The following is an 18,847-nucleotide window of genomic DNA, read 5'->3' as shown; positions in this document are numbered from 1 at the left end:
CTTGTGAATGAAGGAACCCCCATGCAGAACGACATTCCCGCCGACGACGGCGTCGAGCCCATCGCCATCGTCGGGCTCGCCGCCCGCCTGCCCGGCGCGGCCGACGTCGACGAGTTCTGGCGCAACCTGGTCGACGGCGTGGAGTCGACGACCGAGCTGACCCGCGAGGAGCAGCTCGCCCGCGGCGCGCAGCCGCAGGAGGTCGACGACCCGGGCTGGGTCAACCGTGCCCCGCTGGTGGACGGCTACGACGAGTTCGACGCCGGCCTGTTCGGGATGACCGCCCGCGAGGCCGAGATCACCGACCCGCAGCACCGGCTGTTCCTGGAGACCTGCTACACCGCGTTGCAGGACGCCGGCTACGACCCGGGCCGCTACGACGGTGCGGTCGGCGTGTACGCCGGCACCGGCGGAAACACGTACCTGCACCGCAACGTGTACCGCAACAAGCGGGTCGGCGGGAACCCGCACGGCGCGGTGTCGCTGGCCACCGGCAACTCGCCGAACTACGTGGCCACGAACGTGTCGTACCGGCTGGACCTGCGGGGCCCGAGCATGACCGTGCACACCGCCTGCTCCACCTCGCTGGTCGCGTTCCACCTGGCCTGCGAGGCGCTGCGCAACGGCGAGTGCGACATGGCCCTGGCCGGCGGCGTCAACATCGAGCTGCCGCACGTCGGCTACCTCGGCATGGACGGCTTCACCTCGCCGGACGGGCGGTGCCGGCCGTTCGACGCCGCAGCGAACGGCACGGTGTGGGGCAGCGGCGTCGGCGTGACGCTGCTCAAGCGGCTCTCCGACGCGATCGCCGACGGCGACCACATCCGCGCGGTCGTGCTCGGCAACGCCATCAACAACGACGGCGCCGGGAAGGTCGGCTTCACCGCCCCCAGCATCGACGGGCAGACCGAGGCCATCGCCCAGGCCGTCGCGCTCGCCGGCGTCGACCCGCGCAGCATCAGCTACGTCGAGGCGCACGGCACCGGCACCGCGCTCGGCGACCCGATCGAGGTCGCCGCGCTGTCCGCCGTCTACGCCAAGGACACCGACGAGCGCGGCTGGTGCGGCATCGGGTCGGTGAAGTCGAACATCGGCCACCTGAGCCAGCCCTCCGGCATCGTCAGCGTGATCAAGACGGTGCTGGCGATGGAGCACGGGCTGATCCCGCCGACCATCAACTACGAGGCGCCGAACCCGGCCATCGACTTCGCCGACACCCCGTTCTACGTGGCGAACACGCTGACCAAGTGGGACACCGACGGCGGGCCGCGCCGGGCCGGGGTCAGCTCCTTCGGCATCGGCGGCACCAACGCGCACGTCGTGCTCCAGGAGGCGCCGGCGGCGGAGCGGGACGAGCCGCCGGCCCGCCCGGCGCACCTGCTCCAGGTGTCGGCGAAGACGCCGACCGCGCTGGACGTCGCCGTGCGCCGGCTCGCCGAGCACCTGGAGGGCGGCAGCGACGTGGCGCTCGCCGACGTGGCGCACACGCTGCGCGTCGGCCGCCAGACGTACGCCCACCGCGCCGCCGTCGTGGCCGGTGACCCGGCGTCCGCCGCCGCCGCGCTGCGCGAGCGGCGCAAGGGCCACCGGGGCGTCGCCGACGGACCCGCCCCCCGGGTGGCGTTCCTGTTCAGCGGCCAGGGCTCGCAGTATGCCGGGATGGGCGCCGAACTGTACGCCCAGGACCGGGCGTTCGCCGCCGCCGTGGACGAGTGCGCCGACCTGCTCCGCCCCGAGCTGGGCCTGGACATCCGGGACCTGATCCTCGGCCGTGACCCGGACGCGGCGGACAAGCTCACCGAGACCCGGTGGACCCAGCCCGCGTTGTTCACCGTCGAGTACGCCCTCGCCGTCGCGTGGCGGGCCGCCGGGGTCGTCCCGGCCGCGATGATCGGCCACTCCATCGGCGAGTACGTGGCCGCCACGCTCGCCGGCGTGCTCGACCTCGCGGACGCGCTGCGCGTGGTGGCCGCCCGGGGCCGGCTCATGCACTCCCTGCCCGCCGGTTCGATGCTGGCGGTCACGCTCGACGAGTCGGCGGTGGCCGACCGGCTGCCTCAGGGCCTGTCGGTGGCCACCGTGAACGGCCCCGGCACCTGCGTGGTGGCCGGCGAGACCGCGCTCGTGGAGGAGTTCGCCGCCAGCCTGGGCGGCAAGAACAAGTCGAAGCTGCTGCGCACCTCGCACGCGTTCCACTCGCCGATGATGGACCCGATCCTGGACGAGTTCACCGCGCTGATGGCCACCGTGCCGCTTCGCGCCCCGGCGGTGCCGTTCCTGTCGAACGTGACCGGCACCTGGATCACCGAGGCGCAGGCCACCGACCCGGCGTACTGGGCCGCGCACCTGCGCCGCCCGGTCCGCTTCGGCGCGTGCGTGGCCACGCTGCTCGCCGAGGGCACCTGGGCGCTCGTCGAGTGCGGCCCCGGCCGGCAACTGGCCAACCTGGCCCGGATGCAGGTCGCCAAGGCCGGCGAGGCGCAGCGCGCGCTGACCCCGCTGGGCAGCCTGCCCGGCGCGGGCGAGCCGACCGGTGACCTGGCCGCGCTGCTCGGCACGGCCGGCGCGCTCTGGTGCGCCGGGGTGCCGGTACGCCTTGCGGCCGACCCGGCGGCGCGGCGGGTGCCGCTGCCCACGTACCCGTTCGAGCGGCGCCGCTACTGGATCGACCCGGACCCGGAGCAGGAACTGGCCACGGCGCCCGTCGAGACCGGCCCCCGGCCGCTGCCGGAGTGGTTCGCGGTGCCGGTGTGGCGCCAGGCCGCCCCGGCGCGCGCCGTGGAGCCGCTGGGCCGCTGCCTGGTGCTGGCCGACGGTCCGCGCGGCGAGGCGCTCGTGGCCGCGTTGCGCGCCGCCGGCGACGACCCGGTCGAGGTACGCGCCGGCGAGGCGTTCACCGCCACCGCGAGCGGTTTCCGGCTGCGCCCCGGCGTACGCGCCGACGCCGAGGAGCTTCTCGCCGCGCTCGGCGCCGACGTGCCCCGGCGGATCGTGCACGCGTTCGCGCTCGACGGCGAGCCGGCCGGCACCGACCCGGCGGCGGCCTGGGCGGCGCAGGAGCGCGGCTTCTTCGGCGCGCTGCACCTGGTGCAGGCGCTCGCGGGCACCGGTGTGACCGCCGATGAGGCGGGCGTACGCCTGGACCTGGTCACCGCCGGCATCGGCGACGTACGCGGCGACGACCTCGTCCGCCCCGAGCACGCCACGCTGGCCGGCCTGGCCCGGGTGCTCCCGGCCGAGCTGCCCGGCCTGACCGTGCGGCTGCTCGACACCGACCCGGCCGCGCGCGGCGTGGCCGCCCTGGTGGCCGAGCTGCGCAGCCCGGTCGACGCCGAGCACCCGGAGGTGGCGCTGCGCGGCGACCGCCGCTGGCTCGGCGGCTACGAGCAGGTGAGCGTTGCGGCCGAGGCGGAGCCGGGCGTGCTGCGCGAGGAGGGCCGCTACCTGATCACCGGCGGTCTCGGCGGCATCGGCGTCACCCTGGCCGAGGACTTCGCCCGCCGGGCCCGCGCCAAGCTGGTGCTGCTGGCCCGCTCCGGGCTGCCCGGGCGCGACGAGTGGGACGCGCACCTGGCGGTGCACGGCGGCGCCGACCGGGCCGGACGCGCCATCGCGGCGATCCGCCGGATGGAGGCCGCGGGCGCCGAGGTGCTGGTGCTCGCCGCCGACGTCACCGACGCGGACGACCTGCGCCGGGTCCGCGACGAGGCCGAGCGGCGGTTCGGCGGGCTCGACGGCATCGTGCACGCCGCCGGCCTGCCCGGCGGTGGCATGGCTGAGATCAAGGAGCGCGACGAGGCGCAGCGTGTGCTGGCCCCGAAGCTGGCCGGCACGCTCGCGCTGGCCCAGGTCTTCGGCGACCTGCCGCTGGACTTCGTCGTGCTGTGCTCCTCGATCACCGCGGTGATCGGCGGGTTCGGCCAGGTCGACTACTGCGCCGCGAACAACTTCCTGGACGCCTTCGCGCGCTCCGGCACCGGGTTCCGCGCCCCGGTCGTGTCGCAGAACTGGGGCGGCTGGGCCGAGGTCGGCATGGCGGTGGAGACCGCCGCGCCGGCCGCGTTCCGGGCCGCCGGGCGGGACACCGTGACCACCACGGTCACGCACCCGGTGCTGACCACGATGGTCGCCGGGCCGGACGGCACGGTGCTGCACGGCCTGGTCGCGGCCGACACCCACTGGCTGCTCGACGAGCACCGCATCGGCGGCGTGCCGGTGGTGCCGGGCACCGCCCACCTGGAGTCGGTACGCGCGGCGGTGGCCGCCGCGCTGCCCGCGCCGGGGCCGGACGCCGCTGTCGAGCTGCGCGACGTGGTGTTCCTGGAGCCGTTCTCGGTGCCGGACGGCACCGTGGCCCAGTACCGGGTCGAGCTGACCCCGACCGAGGACGGCACCGACTTCACCGTGGCCAGCCTCGCCGCCGGCCAGGCGCGCGCCCACGTACGCGGCAGCGCCGGGTGGACCACCGAGGCGGCCCCGCCGGCCGCCGTGCCCGCCGTGGCCGGACGGCGGGTCGACGACGACGCCTCGTTCGGCCGGGGACGCACCAGCATGCTGACGTTCGGCCCGCGCTGGGCGGCGCTGGCCGAGCACCACCTCGCCGACGGCGAGGAACTAGCCCGCGTGCAGGCGCCCGCCGCCGCGCTCGGCGACCTGCCCTCGTGGGGGCTGCACCCGGCGCTGCTGGACGTGGCCACCGCGTTCGGCCGCGGCCAGGGCTCCGGCACCTACCTGCCGCTGTCGTACGGCCGGATCGTGGTGCGCGGCGCGCTGCCGGCGACGTTCCACAGTCACCTGCGGCACCGGCCCGCCGCCACCGACGAGGTGGTCGCCGCCGACCTGTCGCTGCGCGACCCGGACGGGCGGGAACTGGTCGCGATCAGCGACTTCGTGCTGCGCCGGGTCGACCAGGACGCGGTCACCGGCAACCTGGCCGAAGCCCCGGCGGACGCCGACGCCCCGGCGCCGGTGACCGAGGACATCCGCCCGGTCGACGGCGCGGAGGCGTTCCGGCGCAGCCTCGCCGCCGGGCTCGGCGCCCAGGTGGTGATCGCCACCCGCACCGTCGCCGACATCCGTCGCCGGGCCGCCCGGGTCACCACCGACAGCATCGCCGAGGAGACCGACGCGGCGGCCGGCGCGACCGCGGCCACCGGCGGCGGCTCGGCCGCACCCGGCACCGAGCTGGAGAAGACCATCGCCCAGGTGTGGCGCGACGGTCTCGGCGTCACCGACATCGGCGTGGACGACGACTTCTTCGCCCTCGGCGGCAACTCGCTGGTCGCCGTGCAGCTGATCGCCGCCATGCGCAAGGCGACCGGGGTGCGGCTGCCGATGCGCAGCCTCTTCGAGACCCCCACGGTGGCCGGCCTGGCCGCCCGGATCGAGGAGCTGCGCGCCGAGGCGCCCGCCGACCAACCGGCCGCCCCGGCGGCGATCCCGGCCATCCCGCGGCTGCCCCGCGGCTGACATCCGACGGAACAAGGAGACACCGCACCATGAGCGAGACAACCGCGACGCTGCCGGTGGTCGTCGAGAACGACGGCCGGCCGCTGACCGACCTCATCGCCGCCCGGCGCGCCGAGCTGCGGGACACCCTCGTCGCCAGCGGAGGGCTGCTGTTCCGCGGCTTCGACGTGGGCGGCGTGGACGGCTTCGACCAGGCCGTACGGGCTCTGGCCGGTGAGCCGCTGACCTACACCGAGCGCTCCTCGCCCCGGCACTCGATCAAGGGCCGGGTCTACACCTCGACCGACTACCCGCCGGACGAGGAGATCTTCCTGCACAACGAGAACTCGTACCAGGCGCGCTGGCCGCTGACGCTGTTCTTCTACTGCGTCACGCCGCCGGACAGCCAGGGTGCCACGCCGCTGGCCGACGTGCGCCGGGTGTACGAGCTGATCGACCCGGCGGTACGTGAGGAGTTCGTCCGCCGCCGCTGGATGCTGGTGCGCAACTTCCACGGCGACTTCGGCACCCGCTGGCAGGAGGTGTTCAACACCGAGAGCCGCGCCGAGGTGGAGGCGTACGCGGCGGACAACGGGATCACCGTGGAATGGGTCGGCAAGGACGGCCTGCGTACCCGCGCGGTCCGGGACGTGGTGCACCACCGGCCCGGCTCGGACACCCCGCGCTGGTTCAACCACGCCACCTTCTTCCACCTCAGCACGTTGCCCAAGGACTACCAGGAAGGGCTGCTGGCCATGTTCGGCGCCGACGGGCTGCCGTCGAACACCTACTACGGCGACGGCGGCGAGATCCCCGCCGACGTGATGGACCACCTGCGCGCCGCCTACCGGGCGGCCACGGTCCGCTTCGACTACCAGCGCGACGACGTGCTGGTGGTGGACAACATGACCGCCGCGCACGGCCGGGAGCCGTTCACCGGCCCCCGCAAGATCGCCGTGGCGATGGCCGAGCCGCACACCCCCGACACCGCAGGAGCGAACTGACATGGCCGAATCCCGATTCCTGGTCGTCCGCAACGACGAGGAGCAGTACTCGATCTGGTCGGCCGACCGCGAGCTGCCCGCCGGCTGGCACGACACCGGCTTCGCCGGCAGCCGCGAGGAGTGCCTGGCCCACGTGGACGAGGTCTGGACCGACATGCGTCCCCGCTCGGTGCGCGAGGCCCTCTCATGACCCAGGAGTGGACGTTCCCGGCCTCCTACGCCCAGGAGCGGGTGTGGATGGCCAACCAGCTCGACGCCGGGTCGCCGGTGTTCAACGTCTCCTTCCCGTGGATGTTCCCCGCCGACGTGGACGCCGAGACGGCCGGCGACGTGGTCAACCGGGTGATCGCCCGGCACGAGGCGCTGCGTACCCACCTGCGGGTCGACGACGGCGCGCTGGTGCAGGTCGTGCGCGCCCACGAACCGGCGCCGCTGCCCGTCACCGACGTCACCCATCTGCCCGCCGGTGAGCAGCGCGGCGAGTTCGAGCGGATCCGCGGCGAGATGGCGCGCGCCCCGATCCCGATGGACGCCGCGCCGCTGTGGCGGGCCCGGCTGATCCGCATGGAGGACGGGCTCGCGCTGGCGTTCGTGGCGCACCACGCCGTCTTCGACAGCCACTCGGCGGTGCTGTTCCACCACGAACTGGTCGCGTTCTGCGAGGCCGCGCGCACCGGCGCCGAGCCCGCCGTGCCCGAGCTGCCCATCCAGTACGCCGACTTCGCGGTCTGGCAGCGCCAGCAGCTCACCGGCGAGGAACTGGACCGGCAGCTCGCCTTCTGGACCGGCCACCTGGCCGGAGCGCCGCCGGTGATCGGCCTGCCGCTGGACCGGCCCCGTCCGGGCCAGCTCGGGTTCGCCGGTGACGAGGTGCGCTTCACGCTGCCCGACGGGCTGCTGGACCGGATCGGCACGCTGGCCACCGGCGCGCAGGCCACCCCGTACATGGTGCTGCTGGCCGGTTTCGCGGCGCTGCTGTCGCGGATCTCCGGCGACACCGACGTGGTGGTGGGGGTGGCCACCGCGGGCCGCGACAACCCGGAGCTGGCGCCGCTGATCGGCATGTTCGTCAACCCGGTGGCGCTGCGCTGCGACGTCTCCGGCGACCCGGCGTTCGCGGCGCTGCTCGGCCGGATCCGCAACGGCCTGATCGACGCCATGGAGCACGGCCAGGCGCCGTTCCAGAAGATCGTCGAGGCGGTCGACCCGCAGCGGGACCCGTCGGTGCAGCCGATCTTCCAGACCGCCCTGAACTGGATCCCGGACTCCGGCCTCGACCCGGTGGAGCTGGGCACCACGAAGGACGACCTGGCCTTCGACATCACCACCGGGGAGTGCCGCCTGGTCTACCGGACCGAGCTGTTCGACCGGGAGACCGCCGAGGCGGTGGTGCGCCGCTACGTGCGGCTGCTCGCCGCCGCCGTCGCCGAGCCGCAGCGCACCGTCGCCGCGCTGCCGCTGCTCACCGACGACGAACATGACCTGGTGCTGGGCGCCTGGAACGACACCGCCCACGACGTGCCGGCGAGCACTGTGGTCGACGAGGTGCAGCGGCAGGCCGCCGCCACCCCGGACGAGCCGGCGCTGGTCTGCGACGGCGCGACGCTGCGCTACGCCGAGCTGAACACCGCCGCGAACCGGCTGGCCCGGCTGCTGGTGGCGCGCGGGGCCGGCCCGGAGACCCGGGTCGCGCTGGCCCTGCCCCGCTCCTGCGACCTCGTCGTGGCGATGCTCGCCGTGCTGAAGGCCGGCGCCGCGTACGTGCCGGTGGACACCACGTACCCGGCCGGGCGGATCGCGTACCTGCTCACCGACGCCGCGCCCGCGCTGGTGGTGGCCGACCCGGACACCGCCGCCCTGGTGCCCGGCGACGCGCTGGTGCTCGACGGAGAGGTCGGCTCCGACCAGCCCGGCGACGACCTCACCGACGCCGACCGGGTCGCCCCGCTGCGCCCCGAACACCCCGCGTACGTGCTCTACACCTCCGGCTCCACCGGCCGGCCCAAGGGCGTGGTGGTCGAGCACCGGGCGGTGACCGCGTACCTGGCCTGGGCCCGGGCCACCTACCCGGGGCTTTCCGGGGTGGCGCTGCTGCACTCGCCGGTCTCGTTCGACCTCACCGTCACCGGCCTGCTCGGCACGCTCACCGCAGGCGGCACGGTACGGCTCGCCGCGATCGACGAGCCCGCCGCCCGCGCCGGTGGGCGGCCGACCTTCCTCAAGGTCACGCCGAGCCACCTGCCGCTGCTCGACGGCGAGCTGTCACCGACGACCGACCTGGTCATCGGCGGCGAGGCGCTGACCGGGGAGCAGCTCGCCGCCTGGCGGGCCGCGCACCCCGACGTGGCGGTGATCAACGAGTACGGCCCGACCGAGGCCACTGTGGGCTGCGTCGCGGCCCGCATCGCCCCCGGCGAGCCGGTCCCGGCCGGCCCGGTGCCGATCGGCACGCCCACCTGGAACACCCGGGCGCTGCTGCTCGACACCGCGCTGCGCCCGGTGCCGCCGGGCGTGGTGGGGGAGCTGTACGTCACCGGCACGCAGCTCGCCCGCGGCTACCACGAGCGGCCCGGCCTGACCGCCGAGCGGTTCCTGCCCTGCCCGTACGGCCCGCCCGGCGCCCGGATGTACGCCACCGGCGACCTTGCCCGCTGGCGCGCCGACGGCACGCTGGACTACCTGGGCCGCCGCGACGACCAGGTCAAGGTGCGCGGCATGCGGATCGAGCTGGGCGAGGTCGAGGCGGCGCTGCTGGCCCACCCGGACGTACGGGCCGCCGCCGCGGCGGTCCGCGCCGACGGCGGCGAGCCGATGCTCGTCGGCTACCTGGTGGGCCCGGCCCACGAGGACTCGGTCCGCGCCGAACTGGCCCGCGAGCTGCCGGCGCACCTGGTGCCGGCCGCCCTGGTCCGGCTGGACGCGCTGCCGCTGACCCCGAACGGCAAGCTGGACCGCGCCGCGCTGCCCGCCCCGGCGACGGCCGAGACGGCGCAGGACAGCTACGTCGCGCCCCGCACCGAGGCCGAGGCCCTGGTCGCCGAGGTGTACGCCGACATCCTCCAGGTGGAGAAGGTCGGCGCCCACGACGACTTCTTCGCCCTCGGTGGCAACTCGCTGCGCGGCATGCGGGCGATGGCCCGCATCCGCGCCGAGGTGGACGTGGAGCTGCCCATGCGGGCGCTGTTCAGCAGCCCCGTGGTGGCGGACCTGGCCGCCCAGATCGAACAGCGGATCGCCGCCGAGCTCGACGGCCTCTCCGACACCGAGGTCGCCGCGCTGCTCGCGGCGGAAGAGGGAACCAACTGATGACCGACCTGAAGGATCCGGCCCGCGAGGCGGCCCGGCAGGCGCTGATCGCCCGACGGCTACGCGCCCGCCAGACCGCAACCGCGGCCCGGATCACCCCCCGCCCGGCCGGCGCCGAGGTGCCGCTGTCCTACGCCCAGGAGCGGGTCTGGTTCATGGACCAGCTCGCCCCGGGCGAGGCGGCGTACCACATCGCGGTGCCGCTGCGGGTGCGCGGACCGCTCGACGTGGACGCGCTGCGCGCCGCCCTGACCGCGCTCGCGGACCGGCACGAGTCGCAGCGCACCCGCTTCCCGGCCGACGCCGACGGCCGCCCCACGGTGGTGATCGCGGACACCGCGGACGTGCCGCTGACGGTGGTGGACGCGCCCGACGAGGCCGCCGCGCAGGTGCTGGTCGAGGCGGCGGCGGCCGAGCCGTTCGACCTCGCCGAGGGGCCGCTGCTGCGGGCCCTGCTGATCCGGCTCGCCGCCGACGACCACGTGCTGTTCCTGGCCCAGCACCACATCGTCGGCGACGGCTGGTCGGTGGACGTGCTGCTGCGTGACCTGATCACGCTCTACCGGGGCGGCGAGCCGCCCGCCCTGCCGATCCAGTACGGCGACTTCGCCGTCTGGGAGGCCCAGGAGCTGGACGGCCCGCAGGCGCGGGCGCACGTCGACTACTGGAAGCAGCGGCTGGCCGGCATCACCCCGCTGGAACTGCCGCTGGACCGGCCCCGCCCGGCCACCCAGACCTACCGGGGCGACTTCGTCGAGTTCCAGCTCGACCCGGCCGCCACCGAGGCGCTCAACACGCTCACCCGCGACAGCGGCGGCACGCTGTTCATGACGTTGCTCGCCGCGTACCAGGTGCTGCTGGCCCGGCACTCCGGGCAGGACGACTTCGCCATCGGCGCGTCGGTCGCCGGACGGTCCGCGCCGGAGCTGGAGAACCTCGTCGGCATGTTCATCAACATGCTGCCGCTGCGCGCCGACCTGGCCGGCGACCCGACCTTCGCCGAGCTGCTGGAGCGCACCCGCCGCACCGTGCTGGACGGTTTCGAGCACGCCGAGGTGCCGTTCGCCAAGGTCGTGCACGAGCTGGGCCTGCCGCGCGACGTCAGCCGCTCCCCGGTGTTCCAGGCCATGTTCGTGCTGCAGAACTACGAGATGGGCCGGTTCACCGGCGTGTCCCGTACCGACGAGGTCACGTTCACCTGGACCCCGATGGAGTTGCGGGCCACCCGGTTCGACTTCGAGCTGCACGCGGTCGAGACCGTCGACGGGCTCTGGGGCAAGCTGGTCTTCAACACCGACCTGTTCGACCGGGCCACCGTGGAGCGGATGGCGCAGCGATGGACCGCGCTGCTGGACGCGGTCGTCGCCGCGCCGGACACCCCGGTCTCCCGGCTGCCGCTGCTGCCCGCCGCCGAGCGGGAGCTGCTGGCCGCCTGGAACGACACCAGCGCGGACTTCCCGCGCGCCGAGACGCTGCACGGCCCGATCGAGGAGCGCGCCGCGGCCACCCCGGACGCGGTGGCGGTCACCATCGACGGCCACAGCCGCACGTACGCCGAGCTGAACGCGCAGGCCAACCGCGTCGCGCACCGGCTGCGCGCGGCCGGCGTCGGCCCGGAGACCCTGGTCGGGGTCTGCGCGGAACGCTCGGTGGAACTGGTCGCCGGCCTGCTCGGTGTGCTCAAGGCCGGCGGCGCGTACCTGCCGCTGGACCCGGAGTACCCGGCCGACCGGCTCGCGTTCATGGTCGGCGACGCGGACGCGCCGGTGGTGCTGGTCCAGTCGCACCTGCGCGACGTGCTGCCCGACACCGGCGCCACGGTGCTCGAACTGGACGACGCCACCGTGTGGAGCGGTCAGCCCGACACCGACCCGGCGCCGGCCGCCGGGCCGGAGCACCTGGCGTACGTCATCTACACCTCCGGCTCCACCGGCCGCCCGAAGGGTGTGCCGAACACGCACCGGGGCATCGTCAACCGGCTCGACTGGATGCAGAAGACGTACCGCCTCGGCGCCGACGACGCGGTGCTCCAGAAGACCCCGGCGAGCTTCGACGTGTCGGTGTGGGAGTTCTTCTGGCCGCTGCGCACCGGCGCGCGCCTGGTGCTGGCCAAGCCGGGCGGTCACAAGGACGCCGGCTACCTGCGTGACCTGCTGGTGTCCGAGCGGATCACCACCGCCCACTTCGTCCCGTCGATGCTCACCGTCTTCCTCGCCGAGGACGGCGTGGAGGCGGCCACCGCGCTGCGCCGGGTGATCTGCTCCGGCGAGGAGCTGCCGCTGGCCTCGGCGGCCGACTTCACCGCCCGGCTGCCCTGGTGCGGCCTGCACAACCTGTACGGCCCGACCGAGGCGGCCATCGACGTGACCGCCTGGGCGTGCGAGCCGGACCGGCTCGCGCAGGTGACCAGCGTGCCGATCGGCGCGCCGATCGCCAACCTGCGGCTGCACGTGCTCGACCCGTCCGGCGCGCAGTGCCCGGTCGGGGTGGCCGGCGAGCTGCACATCGGCGGTGTCGGGCTGGCCCGCGGCTACCACCGCCGGCCGGCGCTGACCGCGGAGAAGTTCGTCCCCGACCCGTTCTCCGCCGAACCGGGCGCCCGCCTCTACCGCACCGGCGACCTCGCCCGCTGGGTGATCGGCCCGGACGGCGCCGGGGTGATCGAGTTCCTGGGCCGCATCGACCACCAGGTCAAGCTGCGCGGCCTGCGCATCGAGCTGGGCGAGATCGAGAGCGCGCTGCGCGACCAGCCGGGCGTCACCGAGGCCACGGTGATCGTCCGGGAGGACAGCCCGGGCGACAAGCGGCTCACCGCGTACCTGGTGGGGGCGGCCGAGCACGCCGCGCTGAAGGCGGCGCTGAAGGACACGCTGCCCGAGTACATGGTGCCGGCCGCGTTCGTCACGCTCGACGCGCTGCCGCTGACCCCGAACGGCAAGCTGGACCGCAAGGCGCTGCCCGCGCCGGTGGTCACCCGCGAGGCGTCGGTGGCGCTGGTCGAGCCGCGCGACGACACCGAGCGGGCGCTGGCCGCGATCTGGTCCGAGGTGCTCGGCGTGGACACGCTCGGCATCGACGACGACTTCTTCGACCTGGGCGGGCACTCGATGCTCGCCACCCAGGTGGTCGCGAAGATCCGCAAGGCGGAGCTGGGCGGCCGGGCGGTCGGCGTGATGGACCTGTTCCAGCAGCGCACCATCCGCGACCTGGCCGCGTTCATCTCCGGCGACGCCGCCCAGGAGGGGCCGCGCCGGCTGCTCTACGAGCTGACCAAGCCGATCCCGGCGGGCAAGCGGGTGCTGACGTACGTCTGCGTGCCGTACGGCGGCGGCAGCGCCATCGTCTACCAGCCGCTGGCCGACGCGCTGCCGGCCGGGTACGGGCTGTGGTCGCTGGCCATCCCCGGCCACGACGTCGGCCTCACCGAGGACGCGCTGCCGTTCGAGGAGCTGACCAGCCGGGTCGCCGACGAGATCCTGGAGCGGGTCGAGGGACCGATCGCCCTGTACGGCCACTGCGGCGTGGGCAGCGCGATCGTCGCCGAGGTGGCCCGCAAGGTCGAGGCGTCCGGCCGGGACCTGGAGGCCGTCTACATCGGCGCGATGTTCCCGTTCGCCCGCCCCAAGGGCGTCTTCTCGGCCGCCCGCAACAAGCTGGAGCAACTGCGCAGCAACAAGCACTACGCGAGCTGGCTCAAGTCGATGGGCGTGGACACCGACGAGCTGGACCCGGAGCAGGCGGACCGGATCATCAGCAACATGCGGGCCGACTCCCGCGCCTCGGAGGAGTACTTCACCCGGCTGCTGGACAAGCAGGCGACGAAGCTGCGCGCGCCGATCATCTCGGTGGTCGGCTCCGAGGACCCGGTCACCGACTACTACCGCGAGCGGTACACCGAGTGGCAGTTCCTCAGCGACACGCTCGGGCTGGTCGTGCTCGACCAGGCCGGTCACTTCTTCCTGAAGTACCGCGCCGAGGAGCTGGCCGAGATCGTCACGCAGGCGCACCCGGCGGTGGTCGCCGGTGACATCGGCGCGCTGAGCCCGCAGGCGCGGGGTGAGGACGCCGGCTGGGCGGTGGCGGACACGCTGCGCGTGGGCGTGGCCCGCAAGGCCAGCACCGCGGTCAAGCCGAGCATGGGCCGCTTCCTGGCCATCACGGTCGGGCAGCTCGTCTCCAGCACCGGCTCCGCGCTGACCGCGTTCGCGCTGCCGATCTGGCTGTTCAACCGCACCGGCTCGGTGGCCGACCTCGGTCTGCTGTGGGCGCTGGCGCTGATCTGCGGCGTGCTCATGCTGCCGGTGGCCGGCGCGCTGGTGGACCGGGTCAGCCGCCGCCGGATCATGATGACGGCCAGCTGCTTCGCCGGCTCCATCCAGCTGGTGCTGGCCAGCCTGCTGTGGACCGACAACCTGGTGCTCTGGCACATCTACCTGCTGGTGGCGCTGAGCTCGGTGGCCGGGTCGTTCCAGCGGATCGCGTTCCAGTCGGCGGTGCCGCAGCTGGTGCCCAAGCGCTACCTCGGGCACGCCATGGGCATCACCCAGCTGTCCACCGGTGTGGCCACGCTGCTCATGCCGGCGTTCGCGGCCGGCCTGCTCGCCACCATCGACCTGAAGGGCATCCTGCTCGTCGACGTGGCCAGCTACGTGCTCGCGGTGCTCACGCTCGCCGTGGTCCGCTTCCCGGACGCGCTCGGCTGGCGGCCCCGGGAGCGGCTGCTGGTGGCCATCGCCAACGGCATGCGCTACTCCTGGCGGCACCGCGGATTCCGGCTGATGCTCGGCTACTTCGCGCTGGGCAACATCTTCCTGGCGCCCGCGCTGGTGCTGATCACTCCGTTGGTGCTGTCGTTCGGCAGCCCCACCCAGGTCGCCCAGGTCGCGCTGGCCGAGGCGGTCGGCGCGGTGCTCGGCGGCATCCTCATGTCGCTGTGGGGCGGGCCGCGCAAGCGCCGCATGATCGGCGTGCTGATCGGCAACCTGGGCACCGCGATCGGCTGCATGCTGATCGGCCTGGACGCCTCGGTGGCGATGATCTGCGTCGGGTTCTGCTGGCTGGCCATGTCGATGACCACCGCGCAGTCGATCTACGCGACGATCGTCCAGGTGAAGGTGCCGCAGCGCTTCCACGGCCGGGTGTTCAGCCTCAACCAGACCATCTCCTGGTCCACGCTGCCGATCGGGTTCGCGCTGCTCGCGCCGGGCGCCACCGCGCTGTTCGAGCCGATGCTCGCACCGGGCGGGGCGCTGGCCGGCACGGTGGGGGCGGTGATCGGCACCGGACCGGGCCGGGGCATCGGCTTCGCGTACATCTGTTTCGGCGCGGCGCTGGTCCTGGTCACGCTCGGCGGGTTCGCCATCCGGCTGCTGCGCCGCTTCGACATCGAGGTGGAGGATTCCCTGCCGGACGACCTGATCGGCGCCCAGGAGCGTGAGAAGCGCCTGGCCGCCAAGGCCGAGAAGAAGGAGCTCGTCTCGGTCTGACCTCGCCTCCCATCCGGTTGATCAAGGAGTTCGTGTCCTTTCCGGGCCTTCCGGCCGGCACGAACTCCTTGATCACCGGGGGTAGCATCGGTGCGATGGGTGAGGACGTCACCGACACGCTGCTGCGGGAGATGGGGCGCCTCGATCCGTGTGTGGCGGTGGTCGAGGCCGGTGAGCAGGACGTCGACGGGCTCACCGACTACAGCCCGGAGGGTCACCAGGCCCGCGCCGATCTCGCCGCGCGCGCCCTGCGCCGGATCGAGGCGCTGCCCGCCCCGAGCGCGCTGCACGAGCACCTCGCCGAACGGCTGCGCGCCCGGATCGCCTTCCACGCCGCCGGGGAGGACCTGCGGGAACTGCACGTCGCGGCCACCGGCCCGCTCCAGCTCATCCGCCAGTGCGTCGAATCAGCGGTCCCGGGCCGCGACGCCGGGGACGCGGCCTACGAGGACGGCTGGGCCCGCGTCGGCGCGCGCCAGGCCGCGATCCCGGCATCCCTGGACGGGTACGCCGGCAGTCTGCTGGTCGCCGCCGAACGTGGTCACCTGCCCACACGACGCCAGGTGGGCCTGGTGACGCAGCGCTGCCGCACCTGGATCGACGAGGACACGGCGCTCGTGCAGCGCTACGGCGACGGGCCGCAGCGCGCGTCGTTGCAGGCGGCAGCGCGGGACGCGCGGGAGGCGTACCGGAGGTTCGCCACGATGCTCACCGCGGACCTCGCGCCGATCGCGCGCGACGACGAGGCGTTCGGCCCGGCGCGGTACGCCCTATGGGTGCGGACCTTCCTCGGCACGGAACCGGACCTGCGCGAGCTGTACGAGTGGGGCTGGGACGAGTTCACCGCCATCGAGGCGGACCTGGTCGCGGAGGCGAAAACCCTGGGTGGCGCCGTGCCCGAGGTGCTTCAACGGCTCGACCGCCCCGACGCGCCAGGTGTGCTGCGCAGCCGGGACGAGTTCGCCGCCTGGCTCCAGGAGCTGCTGGAGGCCACCACCGAGCGGATGCACGGCACGCACTTCGACATCCCCGCGCCGCTGCGCCGCATCGAGTCCCGGGTCACCACGTCGGGCGGCACCGCCTACATCGCGCCGTCGCGGGACCTGACCCGGCCGGGCCGGGTCTCGTGGCTGCTGCCCGACGGTCAGGAGCGCTTCCCGACCTGGTGGGCGTACAGCACCGCGTACCACGAGGGCGTCCCCGGCCACCACCTGCACCTCGGCTCGGAGGCGTGCCGGGGCGGCCCCGGGCAGCGGCTGAACCTGCTCGGCGGGCTCTCCGGCGCCCAGGAGGGCTGGGCCCTGTACGCCGAAGGGCTGATGGACGAACTCGGACTCTACGAGCAGCCGGGCGCCCGGCTGGGCCACCTGTTCATGCAGTTGCTGCGGGCGGCCCGGGTGGTGCTCGACATCGGCCTGCACCTGAAGCTGCCGGAGCCGTCGGGCAGCACGCCGTGGACGCCGCAGGCCGCGCTGGACCTGCTGCGCGACCGCTGCCACCAGGGCCCGTACGCGCCACTGGAAGTGGCCCGGTACCTGGGCCGGCCCGGGCAGGCGCTCACCTACAAGGTGGGGGAGCGGGTGTGGCGGGACGGACGCGCGGCGTTCCCCGGCGACCGGCGCGCGTTCCACAACCGGGCGCTGGAACTCGGCTCGCTGGGACTGGACCAGCTCGCGAGCGCGCTTCCCGCCTATCCGGCCTCGTCGGCGGGCAGCTCCTCCGGGTCGGCCACCCAGGCGGAGTAGACAGGCAGCGCGTGCCACGGGCCGCCGGCCGGGTCGGTGGTCACCGCGACCACCGCGTACGGGTGACCGAAGCGCAGCTCCGCGACGCGGGCGACCCCCTCCGGCGGCAGCGCTGTCGCCCGGCCGAACGCGGTCACCGCGGCGGCCTCGAAGCCGTAGCGGCCGAACCGGGCCACCGCGGACTGCGCGGCGTCGAACCCCGGCCCGGTCAGGCCCAGCAGCTCGCCGAGCGCCCGCGCCGCCGCGTCGAAGCCGAACCCGGGCGTGGCCAGGTCGTGGCGGCTTTGCGCCGACCAGCAGGGCAGCACCGCGGTGGCGCGTTCCTCCCGGCCGTCGTCCGCGTACGTCCGGGTCGGCTCCTCCCGCAGCGTCCACAGCGGCGTCTCGCCCAGCGGCAGGTCGAACAGCGACCGGCGGCCCGGCATGGCGTCCGGCAGGAGCGCGGCGGCGCTCGCCAGCTCCTGCGCGGCGGCCAGCACGTCGACGGCCGGCACGTCGGGCGCGGCGGCCACCGACACCACGAGCATTCCGGCGCCGTCGTCGCCGGTGCGGGCCGGCACCGCGTGCGCCGCCACGTCACCGGCCCGGTCGGTGGCCGCCACCCAGCACCGGTGCCCGAACGGCGGCGTACGCAGCACCCGGCTCAGCCGGCCCGACCAGGCGCTGTCCGCACCCAGTTCGGTGCCCGGGACGGTGTCGAACGGGTCGGCCCACGACACGCGGGTGGCCAGCGCGTTGGCCAGGAGCAGCAGCGTGTCCGGGGTGACGTCGACGGGGAAGCTGTCGATCAGCCCGCCGGTACGCTCCCGGGCCCAGCCGTCCAGCGTGGCCTGGTCGGGCAGCGGACCGCGTTCGGTGTTCTCCGGCAGCGCGGCCCGCCACGCGGCCAGCTCCGGCGCCGGAGCGCGCTCCCACAGCGCGGTGGCCGCGGCGACCATCGGGTGCGGCGCGGCGAGCAGCGCCCGGGCCTCCGCGGCGGCGTCGTCCGGGTCGGCGTCGAGCGCCTCGGCCAGCGCCGCCCGGGCGTCGCCGGTGGCGGCCGGGCCGGTCAGCGCCAGCAGCAGCCACGCGCCCAGCGGCGAGGCGACGTGGTGGGTGTCACCGGCGGCGCGGTGCAGCCGCTCGGCGTAACGGGCCAGTGGTGCGTGCAGGGGAGTCACGGCTCCACTCTGCCCGCTCACGCGCCGGGTGGCACGCCCGCGCTCAGGACCACAGCTCGAACGGCTCGTCGATCTCCTCGCCGGCCAGGAACGCGGGCAGCAGTTCGGGCAGCCGCCCGGGATAGCAGCGCGGCCGCTCGGCGAGCACCTCGGCCAGCGGCCACCAGCGGAACCCGAAGTAGTCCTCCACCTCGTAGTCCAGCCGCCGCGCCTCGTCCACGTCCGGTCCGGGGCCGGGCAGCCGTACCGCCACGATCACCTCGTCCTGGAGGTGGCGGCGCTGCCGGTGCCGGAAGCTGGCCCGCCGCCGCCACGTCGGCGCGCCCACCTCGTCCGGACCGATCGCGATGCCGGTCTCCTCGCGCAGTTCGCGGACCGCCGCCTCCCGGTAGGTCTCGCCCGGGTCCAGCCCGCCGCCGGGTAGCTCCCACCACACGCCGAGGTCGGGGTGGTCCGGGTCGCGGGTGTGGAACAGCAGCAGGTGGTCGGTGGCGTCGAGCACGACCAGCCGCACCGCGCTGCGCTCGAACACCGGCAGATCATCGGGTAGCCGCACGCCCCCAGCGTAAGGAAGGGCCCCTTATTAACGCCTCCGGTAGTAGAGGGGCCCCTATTAACAGGGGGCATCCCGCACGGCGCCGTCCACCCGACCGGGCGACCCGATTCCCGGGCGGTCGCACCCCGGCCGATAGGCTGCC

Annotated in this window: 8 protein-coding genes; 6 read left to right on the top strand and 2 right to left on the bottom strand. The window is 74.5% G+C overall.

Going from position 1 to position 18,847, the window contains the following annotated elements; translation table 11 throughout:
* Positions 1 to 21: 21 nt before the first annotated feature.
* From HA073_RS12690 to HA073_RS12665, 6 genes are all read left to right on the top strand, one after another.
* A complete protein-coding gene (locus HA073_RS12690; protein WP_166456452.1) occupies positions 22 to 5,469 on the top strand; it encodes a type I polyketide synthase in 5,448 nt (1,815 codons plus the stop codon).
* A 29-nt stretch (positions 5,470 to 5,498) separates the two neighbouring features.
* Positions 5,499 to 6,452 (top strand): TauD/TfdA family dioxygenase, encoded by a 954-nt coding sequence (locus HA073_RS12685; protein ID WP_043324628.1) that lies wholly within the window; start codon positions 5,499 to 5,501, stop codon positions 6,450 to 6,452.
* A gap of 1 nt (position 6,453) precedes the next feature.
* On the top strand, positions 6,454 to 6,642 hold the full coding sequence (locus tag HA073_RS12680; RefSeq protein ID WP_043324625.1) for an MbtH family NRPS accessory protein: 189 nt from the start codon (positions 6,454 to 6,456) through the stop codon (positions 6,640 to 6,642).
* Positions 6,639 to 9,758, top strand: coding sequence for a non-ribosomal peptide synthetase (locus HA073_RS12675; RefSeq protein ID WP_113973828.1), 3,120 nt, complete (start codon positions 6,639 to 6,641; stop codon positions 9,756 to 9,758). Before HA073_RS12680 ends, HA073_RS12675 begins: the two co-directional genes overlap by 4 nt.
* Positions 9,758 to 15,244, top strand: a complete 5,487-nt coding sequence (locus tag HA073_RS12670) for a non-ribosomal peptide synthetase/MFS transporter (protein ID WP_166456451.1) — start codon at positions 9,758 to 9,760, stop codon at positions 15,242 to 15,244. The genes HA073_RS12675 and HA073_RS12670 overlap by 1 nt, the downstream gene beginning before the upstream one ends.
* Positions 15,245 to 15,339: 95 nt before the next feature.
* Positions 15,340 to 16,989, top strand: a complete 1,650-nt coding sequence (locus HA073_RS12665) for a DUF885 domain-containing protein (protein WP_166456450.1) — start codon at positions 15,340 to 15,342, stop codon at positions 16,987 to 16,989.
* Here the strand turns inward: HA073_RS12665 and HA073_RS12660 are convergent.
* Both HA073_RS12660 and HA073_RS12655 read right to left on the bottom strand, forming a co-directional pair.
* Complete coding sequence (locus HA073_RS12660) at positions 16,935 to 18,149, bottom strand: hypothetical protein (RefSeq protein WP_166456449.1); 1,215 nt, start codon at positions 18,147 to 18,149, stop codon at positions 16,935 to 16,937. The genes HA073_RS12665 and HA073_RS12660 overlap by 55 nt on opposite strands.
* Before the next feature lie 43 nt (positions 18,150 to 18,192).
* On the bottom strand, positions 18,193 to 18,705 hold the full coding sequence (locus HA073_RS12655) for an NUDIX hydrolase (protein WP_166456448.1): 513 nt from the start codon (positions 18,703 to 18,705) through the stop codon (positions 18,193 to 18,195).
* Between the last annotated feature and the right edge of the window lie 142 nt (positions 18,706 to 18,847).

This window comes from Micromonospora sp. CMU55-4 (assembly GCF_011602315.1).
Lineage (GTDB): Bacteria > Actinomycetota > Actinomycetes > Mycobacteriales > Micromonosporaceae > Micromonospora > Micromonospora chalcea.
This window is presented reverse-complemented; position numbering and strand designations above follow the sequence as displayed.